Source organism: Paludibacterium denitrificans, assembly GCF_009707705.1.
GTDB lineage: Bacteria > Pseudomonadota > Gammaproteobacteria > Burkholderiales > Chromobacteriaceae > Paludibacterium_A > Paludibacterium_A denitrificans.
This window is the reverse complement of the sequence record NZ_WLYX01000001.1, coordinates 2,853,721-2,873,023: the sequence shown is the minus strand read 5'-3', so window position 1 is coordinate 2,873,023 and position 19,303 is coordinate 2,853,721. Positions and strand designations below refer to the sequence as shown.

Genomic DNA, 19,303 nt, shown 5'->3' with positions numbered 1-19,303 from the left:
AACAAGGCCTGCCAAACGCAAAAAAAGGGGCAAAAATCGCCCCTTTTTTGATTGGTTAAGGAATCAGGCTTGCTGCCACTTGCGAAAATCCGCAGTCAGTTTAATCAGGTCGTCCGAGGTCGTCGCCAGATTGCTGGCGGTCTGATCAATCGACTGGGTCGTGAGCAGATTCTGCTCGGCAATCGCATTGAGCTGTTCCAGCGATGCCGCCATCACAGCCAGCGCATCCGACTTGCTACCCATTTCCTGCACCAGCGTCTGCGCACGCACATCACCCTGCTCCGCCGCCGTCATCAAGCCTTGCAGGTTGGCCGAAGAAGCCTGAATCTGCTTAATTACCTCGGTGACTTCATGCACCGTGGCATCCATGCTGCTTACGGCGGAGGTAGTGATCTGGCTGATTTCCCCGACTATCGTGGTAATGGCATCCGTGGTGCTGGCGGTGCGTTCGGCCAACTTGCGCACCTCATCGGCCACCACGGCAAAGCCTCGGCCACTTTCACCAGCGCGAGCCGCTTCGATCGCGGCATTGAGTGCCAGCAGGTTGGTCTGATCGGCAATCTCGCGAATCAGATCAGTCATGTTACGAATGCGTTCACGCGCCTGATCCAGTTCCACCATGGAAGAACGCGAGCAACCAACCACCTCCACTGCCCGGTTGGCCGCCTGTGCTGCCGCCTGCATGGTGGCGCTCCCCCTGCTCTGCCACGCTACGGGTTTGCCCGGCATCGTCCTGATTGCGTTGTGCCAGCGTCACCACCTCATGCACCGCCGCATTGATCGTTTCCATGTTGGTGCTGATCTGGTTGAGCCCTTCGCGCTGCTGCAAACTACGGGCGGCCAGCGCGTGCATTTCATCACGCACGCTATAAGCCTGACGACGGGTATCTTCGCCAGCACTGATAACATCGGCGAGAGTGGCACGGTAATGAATGCGCAGCGACTCCACGCCAAGTAGCGCCCGCCCCAGCAGGCCGCCCTCACGGATGACCAAATTCTGGTCCAGCCGCCCTTCGCGCAAGCAACACAACCCATCGCGCAGCAAACGCAAACCGGCCCGAATACGTACCCAGCACCAGGATGAGGCGCTCAGCGCCAACACACTACCTGACACACCCATGGCAAGGCGCAGTCCAAGCAGGGAATCCGGCACACAAGCGGCGGCCATCGCCATCAGCGCACCACCACCCGCCAGCCACACCGACCATTTCATGGCATCGGGGCGGCTATTAAGTGCCTTGAGTGTGGACGGCAGGGTTGCCCGCTTGTCGCGCACCGCACGGTAAAGAGCCTCTGCCGCGTCAATCATTGGCCGACTGGGTGCCGAGCGTACCGACATGTAGCCAACAATCTTGTCATGCTCGGTAATGGGGGTGATATAGGCTTCCACCCAGTAAAAATCGCCATTCTTGGCCCGATTCTTTACCAGTCCGCGCCAAGGCTGGCTTAGGCCTTGGCGGTCTCCCACAGGTCGGCAAAAGCTTCCGCTGGCATGTCGGGGTGGCGCACCATGTTGTGGTTCTTGCCGATCAACTCTTCTTCACTGAAGCCGCTGATCTCGATAAACGCACGGTTGGCGTAGGTAATAATGCCTTTGGGATTGGTTTTGGTAACAATCGGTCTACGTGGGTCAACCAAGCGCTCTTGTGTGGTAACGGGCAGATTTATCTTCATTTATAGTTTTATTGTCAAAACTTAATTATTCTCAATTCCGCAATTGTAACAAAATAGTTAATTTAATTCCCATTATTGATAAGTATTTGTTGCCAAATGGCAACCAAGGCATCTCGTTCAAGTAAGCGAGGCCCAAAAAAACAGGAGCCTTAAGGCTCCTGTTTTTTTGCATTGATCACACCGTCGCTATTTATCGCACCAGCTCTGATTCTCACCTTCACCCAACCAGTTCAGGATCGGCTGCCAAGCCTGGCGGTCCTTTTCCGTTCGTGACGGAGGCAAATCAAACAATGTCTGCCCTGCACCGGCAGCCTGTACATATAACTGGGTATCCCGTAGCCGGTGAGTACCGGGACATCGTGTTCAGCCGGGAAGCGCTCCAGCTCGCGCGCCGAGCGGGTTCGCGGATCAATACGCATGCCAACCACGGCCATGAACACCTTGCTCTTGCGGATGGCTTTTTCTTCCAGCAGTTGATCAAAAAATTCTCCACTGGCCCACATATCGAACGGCGACGGTTGAATCGGCACCAGAATGCGTTCTACCCGCGACAACAGCGATGCCAGCTTCTTGCCATGCAGGCCAGCCGGGCTATCCAGCACCACCACCTCGGTTCCTTTGGGCGGCCGCGCCGGATCGCCGGGTGAGACTTCCCAACCGGCAATAGTGGGGAGCGCCGGGTCGCGCTGATCCAGCCAGCGCAACGATGACTGCTGACGATCCACATCGCCCAGCATGACTTTTTTCCCGCGTTGGGCAAAATAACCGGCCAAATTGGTCGACAAGGTGGATTTGCCACTCCCTCCCTTGGGATTGGCCACAAGTACGGACAGCACAGGCACCTCCATCTTGTTAATGAGTCCACCACTATACCAGAGTCATGAGGCTTGCACCGATGCCATGGCTACCAGTAGGCTGACAGCAGGAGGACTTTATGGAACGAAGCATTGATGCGGTGTTGTTTGACCTGGATGGTTTGATGGTGGACACCGAAAGCATCAGCGGAAATGCCCGGCGGCTGGCAGGCCGGGGAACTTGGTGTAGTAGTACCGGAAGAAATGATTCTTGGCATGGTGGGGCTATCTGTCACCCTGAGCGTAGCCTACGCGGCTCGTTATCTGGGCAACAGCGCACTGGCCGAGCAACTGAGCCAAGCCGGGCGACGGCATTATCACCGGCAACTGCAGGAAGGCGAACTCAACCTGAAAAACGGCATCGAAAACGTACTGGACTGGATAGTCAGCGTCGAGTTGCCGCGCGCCGTGGCGACATCAACCCAACGTAAACTCGCCGATATCAAACTGCAACGCACGGGCTTGAGCCGTTATTTTGACGTTACCGTCGCAGGCGACGAAGTCGAACATCCCAAGCCGCACCCGGATATTTATCTGACCGCTGCGCGTCGGTTGAAGGTTGCCCCCGAGCGCTGTCTGGTGCTGGAAGACTCGCTCTACGGCATGCAAGCCGCGCTGGCAGCGGGAATGCGCGTCATCGTGGTGCCTGACATGGTGACACCTCCGGCCCACGCCACCACCGGAGCGCTGGCCGTGTGCGCGGATTTGCATCAGGCGCTGACTCTGCTGCGCCAGTTATAAACCCCTCGCCTGCGCCGTCATCAGGTTGGCCGAAACGGTTCGGCCAACCTCAATCGTCAGCGTTGGTTATCGATGGCTCGCCGTCCAGCACAGTAACCGCTCCCGACATGGCATCAACCAGCTTTGCCATGCTTTCCTGCTGCTGGTTAACAGGGAGACGTAGCGTCAGCACAACCTGTTGCGCGTATTCTGCCTGCTGCACCGCCACGCCAAGATCAGCCAGATGTCGCCGCAGCCTGGATTCATCGGCAAACGCCACGGCAACACGGCATTCTGTCCATTGCACCACCGGCTGCAATATGGCATCCAGCAAAGCCTGATTGATCGCTTGCGTGTAAGCCCGCACCAAACCGCCCGCCCCCAGTTTGATCCCGCCAAAGTAACGCACCACCACGGCCAGCACATTGTTCAGCTGTTTGTGTTGTAGCACGTTATACATTGGGCGGGCAGCCGTGCCGGACGGCTCACCGTCGTCGTCGAGCATGGAATCACTGGCCGTCAGCAGCACGGCACAATAGTGACGGGCATCCGGCCAGTTTTGCCGGGTTTCGGCCAACCTTTGTCGTGCTTCCTCACGGCTAGCTACCGGCCATAACAGCGCGATAAACCGGCTTTTCTTGATCTCGATAGTCGCCTGCACCGGCCCGGCCAGCTGGAACATATCCGTCATCCCTGCCACACAAAGGGCAACATGGTAACGCGGCCGCGTGCATCGGTTAGCGCTTTTCTCAGATCGCTTAGCCAGCTTGACGCTATTGTCATGACCGCAGCACTCCGCGACAATGCGCCAACGCCACTGGCGATCTCACTCTGGAAAAGCCACCATGCTGCCACCCGCCACCTTCTGGTTTGTCTGCGCCCTACTCGCGCTGATTGCCGAATTCCTGTCAGGCACGTTTTACCTGCTGGTGATCGCCATCGCCATGGCTGGTGGTGGCACGGCGGCGCTGCTGGAAATCGGCACGAATGGGCAATGGACCATTGCCAGCCTAACCGGCGTTATCGGCGTGTTCATGGTTTCGGCACGGAAACGGCGACATGAACATCGGCTGGCGCCCCGCGATAGCGACCCGGATTTCGGCCAACCCGTGCGCATCGTACGCCTCACCGGGCCGCAGCAAGCCCGTGTCCACTACCGTGGTACGGAATGGGATGCCCAACTGGATGCCGATTTGCAACCCGGTGATCAGGGCTTTATCGCTGGCCGAGATGGCAATCAGCTCAAAATTTCTTCCAAACAACCGGGAAAGCGCTAAGTCATGGAATTTGCACTGTTTCTCTTTGCGGCGGTAGTGATCTTCATCCTCAAATCGCTCACCGTAGTCCCGCAGCAGCATGCCTACATTCTGGAACGACTGGGCCGCTACCACGCCACCCTGACACCGGGCCTGAACATCATCATTCCGTTCATCGACCGGCTGGCCTACAAACACAGCCTGAAAGAAGTCCCGCTGGATGTCCCCAGCCAGATCTGCATCACCCGTGACAACACGCAGCTGAAAGTGGACGGCATCCTGTACTTTCAGGTTACCGATCCACAGCGCGCGTCCTATGGCACCAGCGATTACATCATCGCCATTACCCAACTGGCGCAAACCACCCTGCGCTCGGTGATCGGCAAGATGGAGTTGGACAAAACCTTTGAAGAGCGCGATGAAATCAACCAGGCCGTGGTCGCCGCACTCGACGAAGCCGCCATCAACTGGGGGGTGAAGGTTCTGCGCTACGAAATCAAGGACCTCGTGCCACCACAAGACATCCTGCACTCCATGCAGGCACAAATCACGGCCGAGCGGGAAAAACGCGCGCGCATTGCCGAATCTGAAGGCCGCAAAATGGAGCAGATCAATCTGGCCACCGGCGCGCGCGAAGCTGCCATTCAAAAATCCGAAGGCGACATGCGTGCCGCCATCAACCAGTCAGAAGGCGCGCGTCAGGCTGCCATCAATAATGCCCAAGGCGAAGCAGAAGCCATGCGACTGGTGGCCGATGCCACGGCCGATGCCATCCGCCGAGTGGCAGAATCCATCCAGACCCAAGGCGGGCTGGAAGCCGTCAACCTTAAAGTGGCAGAACAATACGTTAGCGCCTTTGGCAAACTGGCCAAAGAGAACAACACCATCATCCTACCGGCCAATGTGGCCGACGTCAGCTCACTGGTGGCCACCGCCATGAGCGTGGTCAAACAAAGCTCCCGCTAACTTGCTTGCTGCCTGTCGCTTGTGAAACCGGCAGGCAGCCTCCATAATCAACAGCATGAAATTCCTATCCGACCTATTCCCCATTCTTCTGTTCTTTGTGACCTACTGGCTCACCCGCAACATGTATCTGGCGACTGGTGTCGCCATTGTCACGACAGCGGCGCAAGTGGGTTATGCCTGGTTCAAACACCGCAAGGTCGACACCCTGCAATGGATCAGCCTCGGCCTGATCGTGGTACTGGGCGGCGCAACGCTATTGCTGCATGACAAGCACTTCATCATGTGGAAACCAACCGTGCTCTATTGGATCATGGGTGGTGGGCTGCTGATCAGTGAACTCGCTGGCAAAAATGGCCTCAAAGCGCTGATGGGCCAGCAGTTAGAACTGCCTGTGCCGGTATGGCGCAAGCTGACGCTCGCCTGGACCAGCTTTTTTGCTTAAGCATGGGTGCGCTCAACCTGTTTGTTGCCTACCGTTTTAGCGAAGAAATCTGGGTCAACTTCAAATTGTTCGGCGGCCTTGGCTTGATGGTGTTGTTTGTCATCGCTCAAAGCCTGTTTCTGGCCAAATACGTTGAGGAAAAAAATAATGCTGTACGCCATTATCGGCCGGGATCACCCCGGCTCACTGGATAAACGCCTGTCGGTGCGCCCGGAACATCTGGCCCGGCTGCAAGCCTTGCAGGAAGAAGGCCGTCTGATTGTCGCAGGCCCCTTTCCCGCCATTGACAGCAACGATCCGGGCAATGCCGGTTTCACTGGCAGCCTCATTGTGGCTGAATTTCCCTCGCTGGAAGACGCGCAAAGCTGGGCGCAGGCCGACCCGTACGTCGCAGCGTATATGCCCACACCGAAGTCAAGCCGTTCCGCAAGGTTTTCCCTGCATGAGTGACACCGCGGCACTACTGCAACAGGCTCTCGCCGCGCTGCAGCCAGAACATCTCTCGATTGAAGACGACAGCGCCGCGCACAGCGGCCATGCTGGCGCCCGCTCCGGCGGAGGGCATTACACCCTTACCATCGTCAGTGCCCGCTTCGAAGGACTGAATCGCGTCGCACGCCATCGACTGATTTACGACACACTGGGCCCGCTGATGCAACAGCATGTGCATGCCTTGGCCATTCGGGCGCTAGCGCCTGCCGAACTCTAAATCCATCATGAATCTCGAAGGGATCACCATGACCTCTACCCACATCGCAACCTTGCTGGTTGCAGCCTCGCTCAGCCTGCTTAAGCACTGGCCCGGGCCGAATCCATTGCTGTGGTAAATGGCACCAGCATCGACAAAACCGCACTCGACAATGCCGTGACCGCCGTGGTGCAAAGCAGTGGTGGCAACGTACAGGATTCGCCTTCGCTACGCGAACAGCTCAAAGGCACCCTGATCAACCGCACCCTGATTCTGCAGGAAGCCAGCAAGCGCGGTCTGGACAAACAGCCGGAATTCACCAAGCGCCTGAACGAAATTCGTGAAGATATGATGCGTGAAGCGCTGTTTGCCGACTTCGTTAAACAGAATCCGCCCAGCGACGCCCAGATCAAGGCACGTTACGACGAGACCGCTGCCAAGCTGAACGGCACCAAGGAAGTCCACGCCCGTCAGATTACCGTTGCCAGCGAAGCTGATGCACAGAAAGTCATTGCCGCCCTGAAGAAAGGCAGCAAATTTGAAGACCTGGTTCGTGCTCGTTCCATCGACCCGGCAGCCAAACAATCTGGCGGCGACATGGGCTGGGGCAATCTGTCTGCCATGGCTCCGCAGTTGGCCGAAACCCTCAAAGGGCTGAATAAAGGCCAGTACACCACCAAACCGTTCCAGTCGCCCATGGGCTGGCACGTCATCAAGGTAGAAGACGTGCGCACCGCCAAGCTGCCGCCGCTGGAACAAGTCAAACCACAAATCGTCCGCCAACTGGAAGAAGAGACCGTGAGCAAAGCCATGGCCGACATTCGTTCCAAGGCAAAAATCCAGTAAGCGAAACTTTTAACACAGGAATTTGCATCATGCGCAAGACCATGCTGGCTGGCCTCATGCTGGCCGCACTCAGCACCTCCACCGCCTTCGCTGGCCCGGTAGTCAACGGCACCGCCATTTCCCAGGGCTCGCATTGACGCCGTAGTCAAGATGATGGAAGCCCGGGCTCAAGGACAAAACCAACAAGCCAACGGCCCACAACTGCAGAACATGGTCAAAGACCAGCTGATCACCTTTGAAGTGCTACGCCGGAAGGCGTGAAACAAGGCATGGACAAATCGGCAGACTACCGCGCCGAGCTGGAAAACATGCAAGCCATGGCACTGGCCAACCGCGTTATCCGCGAATTTCAGCGTACCCATCCGCTGACTGACGCCGAGCTCAAAACCGAGTACGACAAACTGGTTGCCACCATCCCGGAAAACAAGAGCTATCACGCCCAGCATATCCTGGTAGCATCGGAGGCTGAAGCCAAGGCAGCTCTGGAAGCACTGAAGAAGGGCAAACCGTTTGCCCAGCTGGCCAAGGAAAAATCGACCGATCCGGGCAGCAAGGATAATGGTGGTGACTTGGGCTGGCAGGATGCCCGTACCTTTGTGCCGTCGTTCCGCACTGCGCTGACCAAGTTGAGCAAAGGCCAAATCACCGCTCAACCGGTGCAAACGCAATTCGGCTGGCACATCATCAAGCTGGATGACGTCCGTAGCGAACGCAACGTTCCGCAACTGGACCAGATTCGCCCCCAACTGACGCAACGCATCATGGGCGAACGGGTAGATCAGTACATCAACAGCCTGAAATCGCAAGCCAAGATTCAGCAGTAATTCAGCTTGGCGATGTAAAAAGGGATGGCACAGGCCATCCCTTTTTTATGCAAAACCTGTCAATCAGCTTTCTTCCGCCCACTTTGGCGTGCGTTTTCCCATAAAAGCCGCCACGCCTTCCATTTGCTCCGGCTCGCCGATCAGGCTGACGAGTGCGGCGCGTTCCCGCTGCAAATGTTCGCTCAGACTAAGCTGGGAGCTTTCCTCAATCAAACGGCGCGCCTCGGCCACGGCATTCGGCGCCTGATTGACCACCTTGTTGGCCGGGCTGACGGCCACGATCTTGGCAAACCCGGGATCGACCAATTCCTCGACCAGACCAATCTCGTAGGCCTTTTCCGCGACGATGATTTCGCCACCAAGAATCATGCGCTTGGCCCGGGCAATGCCCACTTTGTCCGCCAGCAACTTGGTTCCGCCACCGCCGGGCAACAGGCCAACCTTGGCTTCAGGCAAACCCAACTGCGCGCCACGCTCTGCCACAATATAGTCACAGGCCAAAGCACCTTCCAAGCCGCCCCCCAGCGCATAGCCATTGATTGCCGCAACGGTGACGCCACGATAACGGCGAATGGCACCAAAGGCGGCAGCAAAGGCATCCAGCACTTGCAAGGCCGCCGTCTTGTCTCCGGTCAGGAACTGTTTCAGATCGGCGCCAGCGGAGAAAAACGCCTCCCCCGCCCCGGTAATCACTACCGAACGATAAGAGCGGTCAGCATCCAGTTCGGCCATGGTGTGAGCCAATTCGTTAAGGCTGTCTACCGTCCAGAGGTTGGCTGGCGGGTTATTGATGGTAAGAATGGCTGACTGGCCCGGGCGTTCCAGCGTCAGGTACTTGCCCATGTATGTTCCTCACATTTCAGCATGTGTTCATCACTGCATGATTAATCGGCCCCGACTCGCGCAATGTTCAATCATTGCCACCGTTGCCAGTCCAGGCTGGCCGGTATTGTCTGGTGTATTTCCGGTTTTTTCTAGTGGTTACCTGAAGCCACTCCATAATTTTTCTAGCCTGATTATGGCAACAATGCCAACAACAATTTACTGACCGGCAAACAGGACAACAGCAACTTTTGCACGGTATCACGTCTGGCTTAGCCCTTGACCTCTGGTAGAATGGGGCTTTTTACGGCAGCGCTCGGCATGATAGAAACGAGTTACTGGGTCTTGTTCTCGGCTGGATTGCTGGGTGGCGGCCATTGCATTGGCATGTGCGGCGGCATTGTGACGGCCCTGACCCTGAACTTACCGGATAACCGCCAGCGCTGGCTAATTCTGCTGAGTTACAACGTGGGGCGTCTGGCCAGTTACACGCTTATCGGTATCCTGCTCGGAGGGTTGGCCGAAGCGGGCCTCAGTTTATTGACCACCCGTCCGTTCCAGCTGGCATTACTGTTACTGGCTAACCTGATGTTGATTGCCATGGGCCTCTATCTGGCTGGATTTTCCCGTGCAATCACCATGATTGAAAGTCTCGGTCGCCCAATCTGGGCACGCTTGCAACCTTGGGTCGCCCGTCTGCTACCGGTACGCCATGCAAGCGGCGCCTTGCTGGCCTAAGCATGATCTGGGGCTGGCTGCCTTGCGGATTGGTGTATAGCGCTTCGTTATCGGCACTGGCAACCGGGTCGGCGCTACATGGTGGCGGCGCCATGCTGGCTTTTGGCTTGGGCACTTTGCCCAACCTGCTACTGATGGGCGTATTTGCCGACACCCTGCGCCAGTGGATACAAAAACGACCAGTGCGCCTGACGGCGGGACTGGTCGTCGCTGCGATGGGAGTATACAGGTTGGCCGAAACCTTCCTGTAACCGGCATCGCTAGTTAAACGATTTGAGTATGGTGCTGACGTTGTAGCGGAATAGCGCCTGATAGCTGGCCGCCGGGCCACTCGGCCCGGACAGCGCGTCTGCATACAGTTTTCCGCCAATGGAAACCCCGGCCTCACGCGATAGTTGTTCCAGCAAACGCTTATTGCTCATGTTCTCCATGAACACGGCTTTTACCTTTTCCTGCCGCACTTGACGCACCAGTTGCGCCACGCCCTTGGCCGAAGCCTCGGACTCCGTACTCACCCCCTGCACCGCCAACAGGCGAATACCATAGCGCTCACCCGGGTAGCCAAACGCGTCGTGCGACGTCAATATCTTGCGCTTTGCTGCCGGTACAGCGGCAAAAGCCTTGGCGGCCCGGGCATCCAGCGCCGCAACCTTGCCGGAAAAATCAGCCGCACGCTTGGCATATACGGCTTTCCCAGCCGGATCGGCTTGCGTCAGCGCGGCGGTGATATTGCGAATATAAGTCTGCACCCGGCGCGGGTCATGCCAGGGCATGCGGATCAACGCCATCATGGCCATGATCGTGGGCTGCGCCATGCTCTTCGCCCTCCGGTGCCATACGGGTGCGAATCCCCTTGCAGGCTTCGACCACCACGCCGCGAAAGCCCGCTGATTTGGTCAAGCGCCCCATCCAGCCATCCAGCCCCAAGCCATTGGCAACAAACACCTTGGCACCCGCCACCTTTTTGACATCCGAGGGAGACGGCTGAAACACATGCGCGTCCTGATCGGGCCCAACCAGCGACACCACCTCAACGCGATCCCCACCAATCTCCCGCGTCATGTCGGCCACAATACTGAAACTGGCCACTACCGGCAGCTTGGCCCAAGCCAGTGCTTAAGCACGCTCAACAATAACGCTGCCAAAAACGTCTTTTTCATTCGACACAACCTTATCAGTCAGGATTCAAGATGCCGGGCGCGGACATAGCGGGGTAACGCCCCACCTACCGGGCCGATCAGCAAGGAAGCCGGTACACCAGACCAGCCAGCAAAATAATGGAAGGGCCAGATGGCAACTCAAAATAGTAAGACAACAGCAAACCACCCAAACCACTTGCAAAGGCAATACCAACCGACACCAGCAGCATGCCCTCCACCGTTTCCGCCCATAACCGCGCAGTAATCGCTTAAGCAGCATCATCAGGCCAACGGCCATCAGGGTGCCCAAGGCCTGAAAACCGGCCACCAGATTCAGCACCACCAGCATCAGAAACAGCATGTGCCACCAGCTTCCGCGCGCCCCCACGGCCCGCAGGAACACCGGGTCCAGGCTTTCCAGTAGCAGCGGGCGGTAAATCAGCGCCAACACCGTAAGGGTTACGGTTGCTACGCCAGCCACCAGATACAGCGCAGCATTATCCACGGCCAGCACCGAGCCAAACAGGATATGCATCAGATCGACATTGCTGCCGCTCTTGGAGACCAGCAACACCCCCAGCGCCAACGACAGCAGGTAAAACGCCGCGAAACTGGCGTCTTCCTTGATCGTGGTAAAGCGTGTGGCAAGCCCGGCCAGCAATGCCACCAGCACCTTAAGCAAAAAAACCACCCAAGCTCATGGTAAGCAGGCTCAGCCCTGCCAACAGAAAACCAATGGCGGCACCCGGCAATACCGCATGGCTCATGGCATCGCCCATCAGGCTCATGCGGCGCATCACCAGGAACAGACCAATCGGCCCGCTACCCAGCGCCAGCGCCAAACAGCCCGCCAAGGCTCGTCGCATGAAAGCGAAATCGACAAACGGGGAAATCAGTAAATCGTACACTTCAGACATCAGGCAACAACTCCATCGGCCTGACACACCGGCGCGCGCTCATGCCAGTGCGCGGCGGTTTCTACGGCGCGCTTCAGGTGCACGTCCGTCAGGACTTCTTCGGTTTTACCCCAGGCCACCACTTCGCGTGCCAGCAGCAGGGTTTGAGGAAAATAGGCGCGCACCTGCTCGTAATCATGCAATACGGCAATCACGGTGCGGCCTTCGTCATGCCAGAGGCGTACCAGCTCGAGCAAGTCGTAGGTGGTTTTGGCATCGACAGCATTGAATGGCTCATCCAGCAGAATCAGGCGTGCATCCTGCACCAGAATCCGGGCAAACAACACCCGCTGAAACTGTCCGCTCGACAGTGCAGAAATCGAGCGAGGAGCGAAGTCGGCCAACCCCACCTGCTCCAGCGCCTGCAAGGCACGCGCCTGACCGTTTCGGCCAACCTTGCCAAAGACACCGGTCTCATGCCACAAACCGGTGGCCACCAAGTCCAGCACACTTACCGGCAACGAGCGGTCAATTTCCGCCTGCTGCGGCAGATAGGCGATATCCTTGCGCTGGTAACCTTCCAGTACGACCCGGCCCGCATCAGGCGTAAGCGAACCCATCATGGTTTTGAGCAGGGTGCTCTTGCCTGCTCCGTTCGGGCCAAAGATGGCGGTACATTCTCCTTCCAGAAAACGCCCGGAAACATGATGCACCGCCGGATGGCGCTGGTAGGAAACGGTTAAATTCTCGATGCCGACAGTCATGCCACCTCCTGTAAGGCCCACACCACTACCAGCCATAAGGCAGACAGGGCCAGCAGCACCAGTAACAGGCGTTGCCAGGGCTGACATCGACAACAACGTCCGTGGCGCGCGATAGGTCGCCATGGTCAAATGTTGGTGTTTCATGTGCAGTCTTTCCTTACTCGAAGCAGGACTTGAGCTGTGCTTCGATCTGTTCGGCGTCAAACGACGGGGCAATTAACTCGAAACGACTATCGCGCCGCCGGACACCTGCGTTGCTCCCCACTGACCTTCAGCCCAGTTCAGCCAGACCCAGCTATCCAGTACCCGGAACACACCCTTGGCCCGCACCAGCCCGGGGACCAGCTTCGGCAGCCGATCAAACAGGTTGGTCAACGCCTCACCGCTAAATGGCTGCTCGGGCGGGAACGTCCAGCCCATCGATGTCCAGCCAGAGCTGCTGCCAGCGGGCACAGCGGGCCGATAACGCGGCTTGGGTGCTGTCGCCAGCGCCAGCCAGCCAGGGCTCCAGCTCGCCATTGGTGACTTCCGCCACCAGCGTTTTCGGGGGAAACAAGGCGGCGGCCTGCTGGCGGAACGCTTCCATGGTGGGAACATCTGCCACATCCGTCTTGTTGGCGACCAACACATCGGCAATGGCAACCTGATCGCGATACAACGGCTGGCGCAGGTAATCGCCGTTCACAAACTGGCGCGGGTCAACCAAGGTAATCACCGCCCCCACTTCCAGCGCATCGCTCAGCGGCTTCTCACGCAATTCATCAATCACCCCGGCGGCATGCGCCAGACCACTGGCTTCGATCAACAGACGATCCGGTCGCTCACGCCGCAGCAAATTGGCTACGGTTACCGTCATCTGCGGCCCGGCCACACAGCACAAACAGCCACCGGCGATTTCAGCTACCGGCAATTCATCATTCATCAAGGCGGCACCATCAATACCCACTTCGCCGAATTCATTGACGATGATGGCCCACTTTTCATCGGTCGGACGATGCTCAATCAGATGGCGCAAGGCCGTGGTTTTACCGACTCCCAAAAAGCCGGTAAACAGGTTAACAATAGTTTTTTTCATAGATGACATGCCTTGCAGTGCCCAGCCAACACCAGATTTTGGGGCGAGAGTGCAAACCCAACCGACTGTGACGCCATGCGCAGCGCACTGAGGCCCGCCGTGGCGTCAATTTCCTCAACACTGCCACAGTCTTCACACACCAGAATCAAACCCTCGTGCTGACATTCAAAATGATCACAAACAATAAAGCCGTTGAGGGCTTCAACCCGGTGTAGCAACCCGTGCTCCACCAGAAAATCCAGTGCGCGGTAAACGGTAGGCGGTGCCGTGACGCCACGCTCCTGCTGCAGATCAGCCAGGACCTGATACGCCTTGACCACGCCCTGATGGCGCAGCACCAGTTCCAGCACCCGTCGGCGCAAGGTAGTGAGCTTGCTGCCGCGCGCCACACAATGGCGTTCCGCCGCCTGCAAATAGGCTTCGTGGTTCATGATTTTTCCCCGACCATATCCCGTACAGGCAATAATGTTACATTATAACATTTCTATTTAACAACCCTTAACACATCACGGCTATAGTTGCCAACGGCATGTGGTAGGCTGCAAAAAGCTCGCAAACTGCCTACCCAAAGGAGTGCACATGAAAAAAACCCTATTGTTGGCAACCCTCGCCAGCCTGCTCGCCAGCCAAGTCTTTGCCGCCGATCCGGTCAAAGCCCGCAAAGAAGTTTTCAAGCAATACAAACAAACCTTCGGCCAGATGGGAAAAATGACCAAGGGCAGCACGCCGTTCAACAAGGACGACTTTGCCAAACTCGCCGCCCATCTGGATGCGCTGGCGCAGCAACCGTGGCAATACTTCCCGGTAAGCACCGCTACCGGTAAAACCGCCAGCGAAACCGATGCCAAACCAGAAATCTGGAGCAAAGCAGACTGGAAAAAAGCCATCGACACCCATAAGGCAGAAACGGCCAAGCTGAAACAAACGGCGGCCAGCGGCGATCTGGGCGCGATCAAGGTACAATTTGCTGCCGTGCAGAAAACCTGCAAGGCCTGCCACGACAGCTTCCGTAAAGACTGAGCACTGAGGTAAACGCCAAGCGCGGCCATTCGTTAACCAAGAAGTACGCTTGGCGTTACACCCTCTTTTTCGCCGGACACACTACACACCATGAAACACACTGTACTAAGCCTGCTTTTGCTGGCCGTGGCGATTCCCGCCGCCTATGCCGATACCCCGGCAGAAATCCGCACGCAATCCTTCAAGAAAATCCTGCGCAGCTTCGAGCCGATGGGACAGGTTGTGCGCGATCGCGACCCGTACGTCAAAGCCACGTTCCTGAAGAACGCCGATACGCTTAAAGCCATCGCCAACGAGCCGTTTGCCCATTTCCCGGCCAACAGCATTACCGGCAAGAGCCGCGCCAAACCGGGCATCTGGACTCAACCGGCCAAATTCCGGCAGAAAAAGACAAATTCCTGAAAGCCGTCAACGATCTGGACACCACCGCTCGCGGTGGCGATCTGGCTGCCATCAAAAAGAGTTACGGCGTTGTCGCACAAAGCTGCAAATCCTGTCACGACAGCTTCCGTGGGCCAGAGAAGTAATATCTCGCCCCCAAGCAAACAAAGTATAGCGATATGCTTTGTCGTTTTCGGCCAACCCTGCGGCCTTGTCAGAAATACGTCAGCAACAGATAGACGGCGAGACCCGACAGCAGCAGTGTCACCACCGCCATGATGAGCGGCTTGAACATCAGGGGTGACGGCTGACCATCCATCTGTTTGTAGCCGGTAATCATCGGCCGTACCAGGTTCTGCTTCTTGAACACGCGATAGGCGATGATGGCCGAGACATGCAACGCCACCAACGCCAGAATCAGATTAAAAAGTTTTTGTGGAAGCTGGTCAGTGATTCGGAAAGATCCGAGGCAATCTTGCCAGCCAGCGGGCCATTGAACGTATAGCTATCCACATCCGAGGCAAACAGCCCGGTTCCCACCTGCACCAGCAGCGCCAGCAACATCAGCAGCACCATCCAGCCACCCAAGGGGTTGTGGCCGGGGTTATCCTGTTCCGTGACTTGGCCCTTGATATACGCCAACACACCAACCGGCCCGCGCACAAAACTGGCAAAACGCGCCGTCTGGCTACCGGCCATACCCCACAACACACGGAACAGCAACAAAACTGCCAGCGCAATGCCACACCACACGTGATATTGCAGCCACTCGCCACCTTGCTCACCACTGGCCCACATCGCCGCGACCAAGCCTACCAGCGACCAGTGAAACAGCCTGGTCGGCAAATCCCACACCCTGACGTACTGACTCATTGCCTTGTTCTCCATTGCATCCTACTGACTGAGCGACAGTGTGCCGCAGCATCCTGCGCCATCCACAGCAAAATGGTTAATATCTGTTGCGGCACCCAATGCAAAACGGGCACTTGTGTGCCCGTTGAATTGATCATGACGCCAACTTAAAGCTAACGCCATGTGCCTGCTGATCGGCATAGTAGCTTGAACGCACCATGGCGCCCACCGCGGCATGCTTGAATCCCATTTCCTTTGCCTGTTCTTCGAAACGGCGGAAGGTATCGGGATGCACATAGCGCAAGACAGGCAAGTGGCCATCGGACGGCTGCAGGTACTGGCCAATTGTCAGCATATCAACATCATGCGCACGCAAATCGCGCATCACTTCCAGAATTTCTTCATCGGTTTCACCCAAGCCGACCATCAAGCCGGATTTGGTCAGCACGTCAGGATTTCTCGCCTTGTAATCCTTGAGCAACTGCAGCGAGTGGGCGTAATCCGCGCCGGGACGTGCTTGCTTGTAGAGCCGTGGCACGGTTTCCAGATTGTGGTTCATCACATCGGGCGGGGTTTCGGTCAACACGTCAATCGCCAACTCCAGGGCGGCCACGGAAGTCCGGCACCAGTACCTCGATCTGGGTTTTCGGCGAAGCCGCGCGGACGGCGGTAATGCAGTCGGCAAAATGTCCGGCGCCACCGTCGCGCAGATCGTCGCGATCCACCGAGGTGACCACCACATAGTTCAGGCGCAGCGCGGCTACGGTTTCGGCCAGATGCTTGGGTTCATTCGGATCCAGCGGATTGGGGCGGCCATGACCGACATCACAGAACGGGCAACGACGGGTACAGATATCCCCCATGATCATGAAGGTTGCCGTGCCTTTGCTAAAGCATTCGCCGATATTCGGGCAGGTCGCCTCTTCACAGACGGTGTGCAGCTTCTGATCGCGCAAGATCTGCTTGATTTCGGTAAAGCGCTGACCATTGGGCAGCTTGGCGCGAATCCACTCCGGCTTTTTCAGTTTTTCATCCAGCGGCACGATCTTGATGGGAATGCGTGCGGTTTTGGCGGCGCCCTTGTGTTTAACGCCCGTCTGGTTGTCCGGCTTCATGCAGTCTCCTTCATCACGGTCAGGTGTCGGTCCAGATGCGGCAGCAGCTTCTCAGCTACTTGCAACACGGACAGGTCAACACCCAAATCCTTCATTTGTGTCACCTTGAGGCTTAAGCATAGCCGCAAGGGTTAATCCAGTTAAACGGGGTCAGGTCCATGTCGACATTGAGCGACAGCCCGTGATACACCGCGCCGTTCTTGATGCGCAGGCCCAGTGAGGCAATCTTGGAACCCGCCACGTACACGCCCGGCGCGTTGACATCGCCATTTGCCTCGATGCCCAGTTCGGCCAACGTATCAATCACCGAATTTTCGATACGCCGTACCAGATCACGCACGCCGATATGCATGCGTTTGAAGTCGATCAACGGGTACACGATCAACTGCCCAGGCCCGTGATAAGTGACCGGCCGCCACGGTCGGTACGCACTAGCGGAATGGCGGTGTGGCGCAGGATGTGTTCCTCCTTGCCCGCCAAGCCCAGTGTGTACACCGGCGGATGCTCCAGCACCCAGATCTCGTCACGCGTATCGGTGGTGCGTTGGTCGGTAAACGCCCGCATGGCCTGCCGGTGGGCTGGTAGTCAACCAGCCCCAGATAGTTGATGGTGCGCTCCACCTGTTGCTCCCTCGGTCAGAAAACCACTTTCACCATCGGGTGACTGGTTAGCGACCGATATATGTTATCAAGCTGCTCTCGCGAGGTTGCCGTTACCGTTACCGTTAGCGAAGCATATTTGCCGCTGGAGCTGTCGCGGCTTTGCACATCGCGTTCGCTCACATCCGGCGCATGGGTTCGCACGACCTCAATGATGGTCATTTGAAATGATTCGTGCTGCTCTCCCATGATTTTCAAAGGGAAACGGCAGGGAAATTGCAGCAGCTCTTGGCGTTCCGTCATTACTTTCACTCCTACAACAACAAACCCGGACCATGGCTGGGCATCGGTCCGGGCTGGCTTGTCCTGACGGCAACGCCGTCGCGGAAAGCGGGTTATTTCTTGCCAAGCATCAGCTTGATGCTGTCCCAAGAAGCTGAAGAAGTTGCCTTCATCCACGGCTTTGAGTGCCACAACCGGCCGTTCGTTCACCGGCTTGCCATCGAGCGACACCACCAGTTTGCCAACGACCTGTCCGGCCTTGACCGGCGCAATGACCGGCTGATTGGTGGTCAGGTCTGCCTTCAGACGTGCCGCTTGGCCTTTGGGAACCGTGGCGTAGACATCAGAGCTAAAGCCGATGGCTACCGACTTGGCATTACCTTTGTAAACCGGCAGCTCGGATACCGGCTTTGCTGCAGCATATAGTTTGGGCGTATCGAAAAACTGCAAGCCGTAGTTGAGCAATTTGGAGCTCTCAACCGCACGGGCCTCCGCACTTTCCGTGCCAACCACCACCGACAGCACACGGCGGCCATCGCGGTGGCTGGATGCAATCAGGTTGAAGCCTGCCGATTCGGTGTGCCCGGTTTTCATGCCGTCGACGTTCGGGTCACGGTAGAGCAACAGGTTGCGGTTAGGCTGGGTAATGTTGTTGTAGGTGAATGACTTCATCGAGTAGATGGGATAGTACTCCGGGAAGTCACGGATGATGGCCGCGGCGAGAATGCCCAAATCACGCACGGTGGTGTAATGGTTAGGGTCCGGTAGGCCGGTGGCATTCTTGAATTGCGTCCCCTTCATGCCCAGCTTTTGCGCTTGCTGGGTCATCATCTGACCAAACACTTCTTCGCTACCGGCAATGGCTTCGGCCAACGTAACGCAAGCGTCGTTGCCCGACTGCACGATCATGCCCTTGATCAGGTCTTCCACCTTGGTCGGCGTCTTGGGATCAAGGAACATGCGCGACCCTTCGGTCTTCCAGCCTTTGGCCGACACGGTCAGCGTCTGGTCCAGCGAGAGGCGTTTCTCTTTCAGCGCCTTGAACGTCAGGTAAGCCGTCATCAGCTTGGTAAGCGAAGCCGGTTCCACTCGGGAATCGGGATCACGCGCCGCCAGAATCTGGCCGCTGTAGAAATCGACAAGGTAGTAGGCCTTGCCAGCAATCTCCGGCACCGGAGGGACAAAGGCAGTATTGGCAAAGGAAAGAGACGGCAACGCAATAGCTGCCGCAACAAGCATGCTGGTGAAAGTTTTCATGGTGTAGACGTGCGTCTTCGAGGTGGGATCGCAATACAGTAGCCCGATATTATACACACCGCAGCCACGATGGATTGGCCAAGCTCACGGGTT

20 protein-coding genes and 9 pseudogenes are annotated in these 19,303 nt (G+C 57.2%); 11 read left to right on the top strand and 18 right to left on the bottom strand.

What is annotated here, in order from left to right; genetic code table 11:
• Positions 1 to 63: 63 nt before the first annotated feature.
• The 4 genes from GKE73_RS18520 to GKE73_RS18505 all read right to left on the bottom strand — a co-directional run bounded on the left by GKE73_RS18520 (position 64) and on the right by GKE73_RS18505 (position 2,510).
• Entirely contained in the window at positions 64 to 684 is a 621-nt protein-coding gene (locus GKE73_RS18520; RefSeq protein ID WP_376767385.1) for a methyl-accepting chemotaxis protein, read from the bottom strand.
• Positions 596 to 1,390, bottom strand: coding sequence for a methyl-accepting chemotaxis protein (locus tag GKE73_RS18515; protein ID WP_230371053.1), 795 nt, complete (start codon positions 1,388 to 1,390; stop codon positions 596 to 598). The genes GKE73_RS18520 and GKE73_RS18515 overlap by 89 nt, the downstream gene beginning before the upstream one ends.
• 56 nt (positions 1,391 to 1,446) lie before the next feature.
• Complete coding sequence (locus GKE73_RS18510) at positions 1,447 to 1,638, bottom strand: PAS domain-containing protein (protein WP_230371052.1); 192 nt, start codon at positions 1,636 to 1,638, stop codon at positions 1,447 to 1,449.
• 266 nt (positions 1,639 to 1,904) lie between these two features.
• Complete coding sequence (locus GKE73_RS18505) at positions 1,905 to 2,510, bottom strand: nucleotide-binding protein (protein ID WP_230371051.1); 606 nt, start codon at positions 2,508 to 2,510, stop codon at positions 1,905 to 1,907.
• A gap of 171 nt (positions 2,511 to 2,681) precedes the next feature.
• On the opposite strand from GKE73_RS18505, the gene GKE73_RS18500 reads away from it, so the two are divergent.
• Entirely contained in the window at positions 2,682 to 3,269 is a 588-nt protein-coding gene (locus GKE73_RS18500; RefSeq protein WP_230371050.1) for an HAD family hydrolase, read from the top strand.
• A 49-nt stretch (positions 3,270 to 3,318) separates the two neighbouring features.
• Here GKE73_RS18500 and GKE73_RS18495 read toward each other — a convergent pair whose 3' ends face one another.
• Positions 3,319 to 3,930 (bottom strand): IMPACT family protein, encoded by a 612-nt coding sequence (locus tag GKE73_RS18495; RefSeq protein ID WP_230371049.1) that lies wholly within the window; start codon positions 3,928 to 3,930, stop codon positions 3,319 to 3,321.
• A 163-nt stretch (positions 3,931 to 4,093) separates the two neighbouring features.
• Between GKE73_RS18495 and GKE73_RS18490 the strand changes: the two genes are divergently transcribed.
• The 7 genes and pseudogenes from GKE73_RS18490 to GKE73_RS18460 all read left to right on the top strand — a co-directional run bounded on the left by GKE73_RS18490 (position 4,094) and on the right by GKE73_RS18460 (position 8,270).
• The gene (locus tag GKE73_RS18490) at positions 4,094 to 4,525 is read left to right on the top strand and encodes an NfeD family protein (RefSeq protein ID WP_230371048.1); all 432 of its coding nucleotides are present in this window, start codon (positions 4,094 to 4,096) and stop codon (positions 4,523 to 4,525) included.
• A 3-nt stretch (positions 4,526 to 4,528) separates the two neighbouring features.
• Complete coding sequence (locus GKE73_RS18485) at positions 4,529 to 5,470, top strand: SPFH domain-containing protein (protein WP_230371047.1); 942 nt, start codon at positions 4,529 to 4,531, stop codon at positions 5,468 to 5,470.
• 55 nt (positions 5,471 to 5,525) lie between these two features.
• Positions 5,526 to 6,106, top strand: a pseudogene (locus GKE73_RS18480) (septation protein A).
• Positions 6,060 to 6,362: a YciI family protein gene (locus GKE73_RS18475; RefSeq protein ID WP_446686344.1), complete on the top strand. Its 303-nt coding sequence runs from the start codon at positions 6,060 to 6,062 to the stop codon at positions 6,360 to 6,362. Before GKE73_RS18480 ends, GKE73_RS18475 begins: the two are co-directional and overlap by 47 nt.
• Complete coding sequence (locus tag GKE73_RS18470) at positions 6,355 to 6,621, top strand: BolA family protein (RefSeq protein ID WP_230371046.1); 267 nt, start codon at positions 6,355 to 6,357, stop codon at positions 6,619 to 6,621. The genes GKE73_RS18475 and GKE73_RS18470 overlap by 8 nt, the downstream gene beginning before the upstream one ends.
• A gap of 111 nt (positions 6,622 to 6,732) precedes the next feature.
• Positions 6,733 to 7,446, top strand: a complete 714-nt coding sequence (locus tag GKE73_RS18465; protein ID WP_230371045.1) for a peptidylprolyl isomerase — start codon at positions 6,733 to 6,735, stop codon at positions 7,444 to 7,446.
• 257 nt (positions 7,447 to 7,703) lie between these two features.
• Complete coding sequence (locus tag GKE73_RS18460) at positions 7,704 to 8,270, top strand: peptidylprolyl isomerase (protein WP_230371044.1); 567 nt, start codon at positions 7,704 to 7,706, stop codon at positions 8,268 to 8,270.
• A 63-nt stretch (positions 8,271 to 8,333) separates the two neighbouring features.
• On the opposite strand, the gene GKE73_RS18455 is transcribed toward GKE73_RS18460, so the two are convergent.
• Positions 8,334 to 9,113 (bottom strand): enoyl-CoA hydratase, encoded by a 780-nt coding sequence (locus tag GKE73_RS18455; RefSeq protein ID WP_230371043.1) that lies wholly within the window; start codon positions 9,111 to 9,113, stop codon positions 8,334 to 8,336.
• A 300-nt stretch (positions 9,114 to 9,413) separates the two neighbouring features.
• On the opposite strand from GKE73_RS18455, the pseudogene GKE73_RS18450 reads away from it, so the two are divergent.
• A pseudogene (locus tag GKE73_RS18450) lies at positions 9,414 to 10,081 on the top strand (sulfite exporter TauE/SafE family protein).
• A 9-nt stretch (positions 10,082 to 10,090) separates the two neighbouring features.
• Here GKE73_RS18450 and GKE73_RS18445 read toward each other — a convergent pair.
• The 6 genes and pseudogenes from GKE73_RS18445 to GKE73_RS18425 form a co-directional block, all read right to left on the bottom strand.
• Entirely contained in the window at positions 10,091 to 10,645 is a 555-nt protein-coding gene (locus tag GKE73_RS18445) for a metal ABC transporter solute-binding protein, Zn/Mn family (RefSeq protein ID WP_280955021.1), read from the bottom strand.
• On the bottom strand, positions 10,590 to 10,919 hold the full coding sequence (locus tag GKE73_RS24210) for a metal ABC transporter solute-binding protein, Zn/Mn family (protein ID WP_312854515.1): 330 nt from the start codon (positions 10,917 to 10,919) through the stop codon (positions 10,590 to 10,592). Before GKE73_RS24210 ends, GKE73_RS18445 begins: the two co-directional genes overlap by 56 nt.
• An 89-nt stretch (positions 10,920 to 11,008) precedes the next feature.
• Positions 11,009 to 11,886, bottom strand: a pseudogene (locus GKE73_RS18440) (metal ABC transporter permease).
• On the bottom strand, positions 11,886 to 12,629 hold the full coding sequence (locus GKE73_RS18435; protein WP_230371042.1) for a metal ABC transporter ATP-binding protein: 744 nt from the start codon (positions 12,627 to 12,629) through the stop codon (positions 11,886 to 11,888). Before GKE73_RS18435 ends, GKE73_RS18440 begins: the two are co-directional and overlap by 1 nt.
• 157 nt (positions 12,630 to 12,786) lie before the next feature.
• Positions 12,787 to 13,713: pseudogene (locus tag GKE73_RS18430) on the bottom strand (CobW family GTP-binding protein).
• Positions 13,701 to 14,135, bottom strand: coding sequence for a Fur family transcriptional regulator (locus tag GKE73_RS18425; protein WP_230371041.1), 435 nt, complete (start codon positions 14,133 to 14,135; stop codon positions 13,701 to 13,703). The pseudogene GKE73_RS18430 and the gene GKE73_RS18425 overlap by 13 nt, the downstream one beginning before the upstream one ends.
• Before the next feature lie 148 nt (positions 14,136 to 14,283).
• Between GKE73_RS18425 and GKE73_RS18420 the strand changes: the two genes are divergently transcribed.
• Positions 14,284 to 14,724 (top strand): c-type cytochrome, encoded by a 441-nt coding sequence (locus tag GKE73_RS18420; protein ID WP_230371040.1) that lies wholly within the window; start codon positions 14,284 to 14,286, stop codon positions 14,722 to 14,724.
• A 90-nt stretch (positions 14,725 to 14,814) separates the two neighbouring features.
• A pseudogene (locus tag GKE73_RS18415) lies at positions 14,815 to 15,251 on the top strand (c-type cytochrome).
• A 68-nt stretch (positions 15,252 to 15,319) separates the two neighbouring features.
• Here the strand turns inward: GKE73_RS18415 and GKE73_RS18405 are convergent.
• From GKE73_RS18405 to GKE73_RS18380, 6 genes and pseudogenes are all read right to left on the bottom strand, one after another.
• Positions 15,320 to 15,511, bottom strand: a complete 192-nt coding sequence (locus tag GKE73_RS18405) for a hypothetical protein (RefSeq protein WP_230371038.1) — start codon at positions 15,509 to 15,511, stop codon at positions 15,320 to 15,322.
• An 11-nt stretch (positions 15,512 to 15,522) separates the two neighbouring features.
• A complete protein-coding gene (locus GKE73_RS18400; protein WP_230371037.1) occupies positions 15,523 to 15,978 on the bottom strand; it encodes a cytochrome b/b6 domain-containing protein in 456 nt (151 codons plus the stop codon).
• A 133-nt stretch (positions 15,979 to 16,111) separates the two neighbouring features.
• A pseudogene (gene lipA / locus GKE73_RS18395) lies at positions 16,112 to 17,072 on the bottom strand (lipoyl synthase).
• Positions 17,069 to 17,692: pseudogene (gene lipB, locus GKE73_RS18390) on the bottom strand (lipoyl(octanoyl) transferase LipB). Before lipB ends, lipA begins: the two co-directional pseudogenes overlap by 4 nt.
• Positions 17,693 to 17,707: 15 nt before the next feature.
• Positions 17,708 to 17,947: pseudogene (locus tag GKE73_RS18385) on the bottom strand (HP0495 family protein); the annotation flags it as partial.
• Between the two features lie 119 nt (positions 17,948 to 18,066).
• Positions 18,067 to 19,210, bottom strand: a pseudogene (locus tag GKE73_RS18380) (D-alanyl-D-alanine carboxypeptidase family protein).
• Between the last annotated feature and the right edge of the window lie 93 nt (positions 19,211 to 19,303).

Bases quoted from the DNA above. Each gene is read 5' to 3' on its own strand.
- GKE73_RS18520 (WP_376767385.1), bottom strand. From the start codon at position 684: ATGCAGGCGGCAGCACAGGCGGCCAACCGGGCAGTGGAGGTGGTTGGT.
- GKE73_RS18500 (WP_230371050.1), top strand. From the start codon at position 2,682: ATGCCCGGCGGCTGGCAGGCCGGGGAACTTGGTGTAGTAGTACCGGAA.
- GKE73_RS18495 (WP_230371049.1), bottom strand. From the start codon at position 3,930: ATGTTCCAGCTGGCCGGGCCGGTGCAGGCGACTATCGAGATCAAGAAA.
- GKE73_RS18490 (WP_230371048.1), top strand. From the start codon at position 4,094: ATGCTGCCACCCGCCACCTTCTGGTTTGTCTGCGCCCTACTCGCGCTG.
- GKE73_RS18485 (WP_230371047.1), top strand. From the start codon at position 4,529: ATGGAATTTGCACTGTTTCTCTTTGCGGCGGTAGTGATCTTCATCCTC.
- GKE73_RS18475 (WP_446686344.1), top strand. From the start codon at position 6,060: ATGCTGTACGCCATTATCGGCCGGGATCACCCCGGCTCACTGGATAAA.
- GKE73_RS18470 (WP_230371046.1), top strand. From the start codon at position 6,355: ATGAGTGACACCGCGGCACTACTGCAACAGGCTCTCGCCGCGCTGCAG.
- GKE73_RS18455 (WP_230371043.1), bottom strand. From the start codon at position 9,113: ATGGGCAAGTACCTGACGCTGGAACGCCCGGGCCAGTCAGCCATTCTT.
- GKE73_RS18445 (WP_280955021.1), bottom strand. From the start codon at position 10,645: ATGGCGCAGCCCACGATCATGGCCATGATGGCGTTGATCCGCATGCCC.
- GKE73_RS18435 (WP_230371042.1), bottom strand. From the start codon at position 12,629: ATGACTGTCGGCATCGAGAATTTAACCGTTTCCTACCAGCGCCATCCG.
- GKE73_RS18425 (WP_230371041.1), bottom strand. From the start codon at position 14,135: ATGAACCACGAAGCCTATTTGCAGGCGGCGGAACGCCATTGTGTGGCG.
- GKE73_RS18420 (WP_230371040.1), top strand. From the start codon at position 14,284: ATGAAAAAAACCCTATTGTTGGCAACCCTCGCCAGCCTGCTCGCCAGC.
- GKE73_RS18400 (WP_230371037.1), bottom strand. From the start codon at position 15,978: ATGAGTCAGTACGTCAGGGTGTGGGATTTGCCGACCAGGCTGTTTCAC.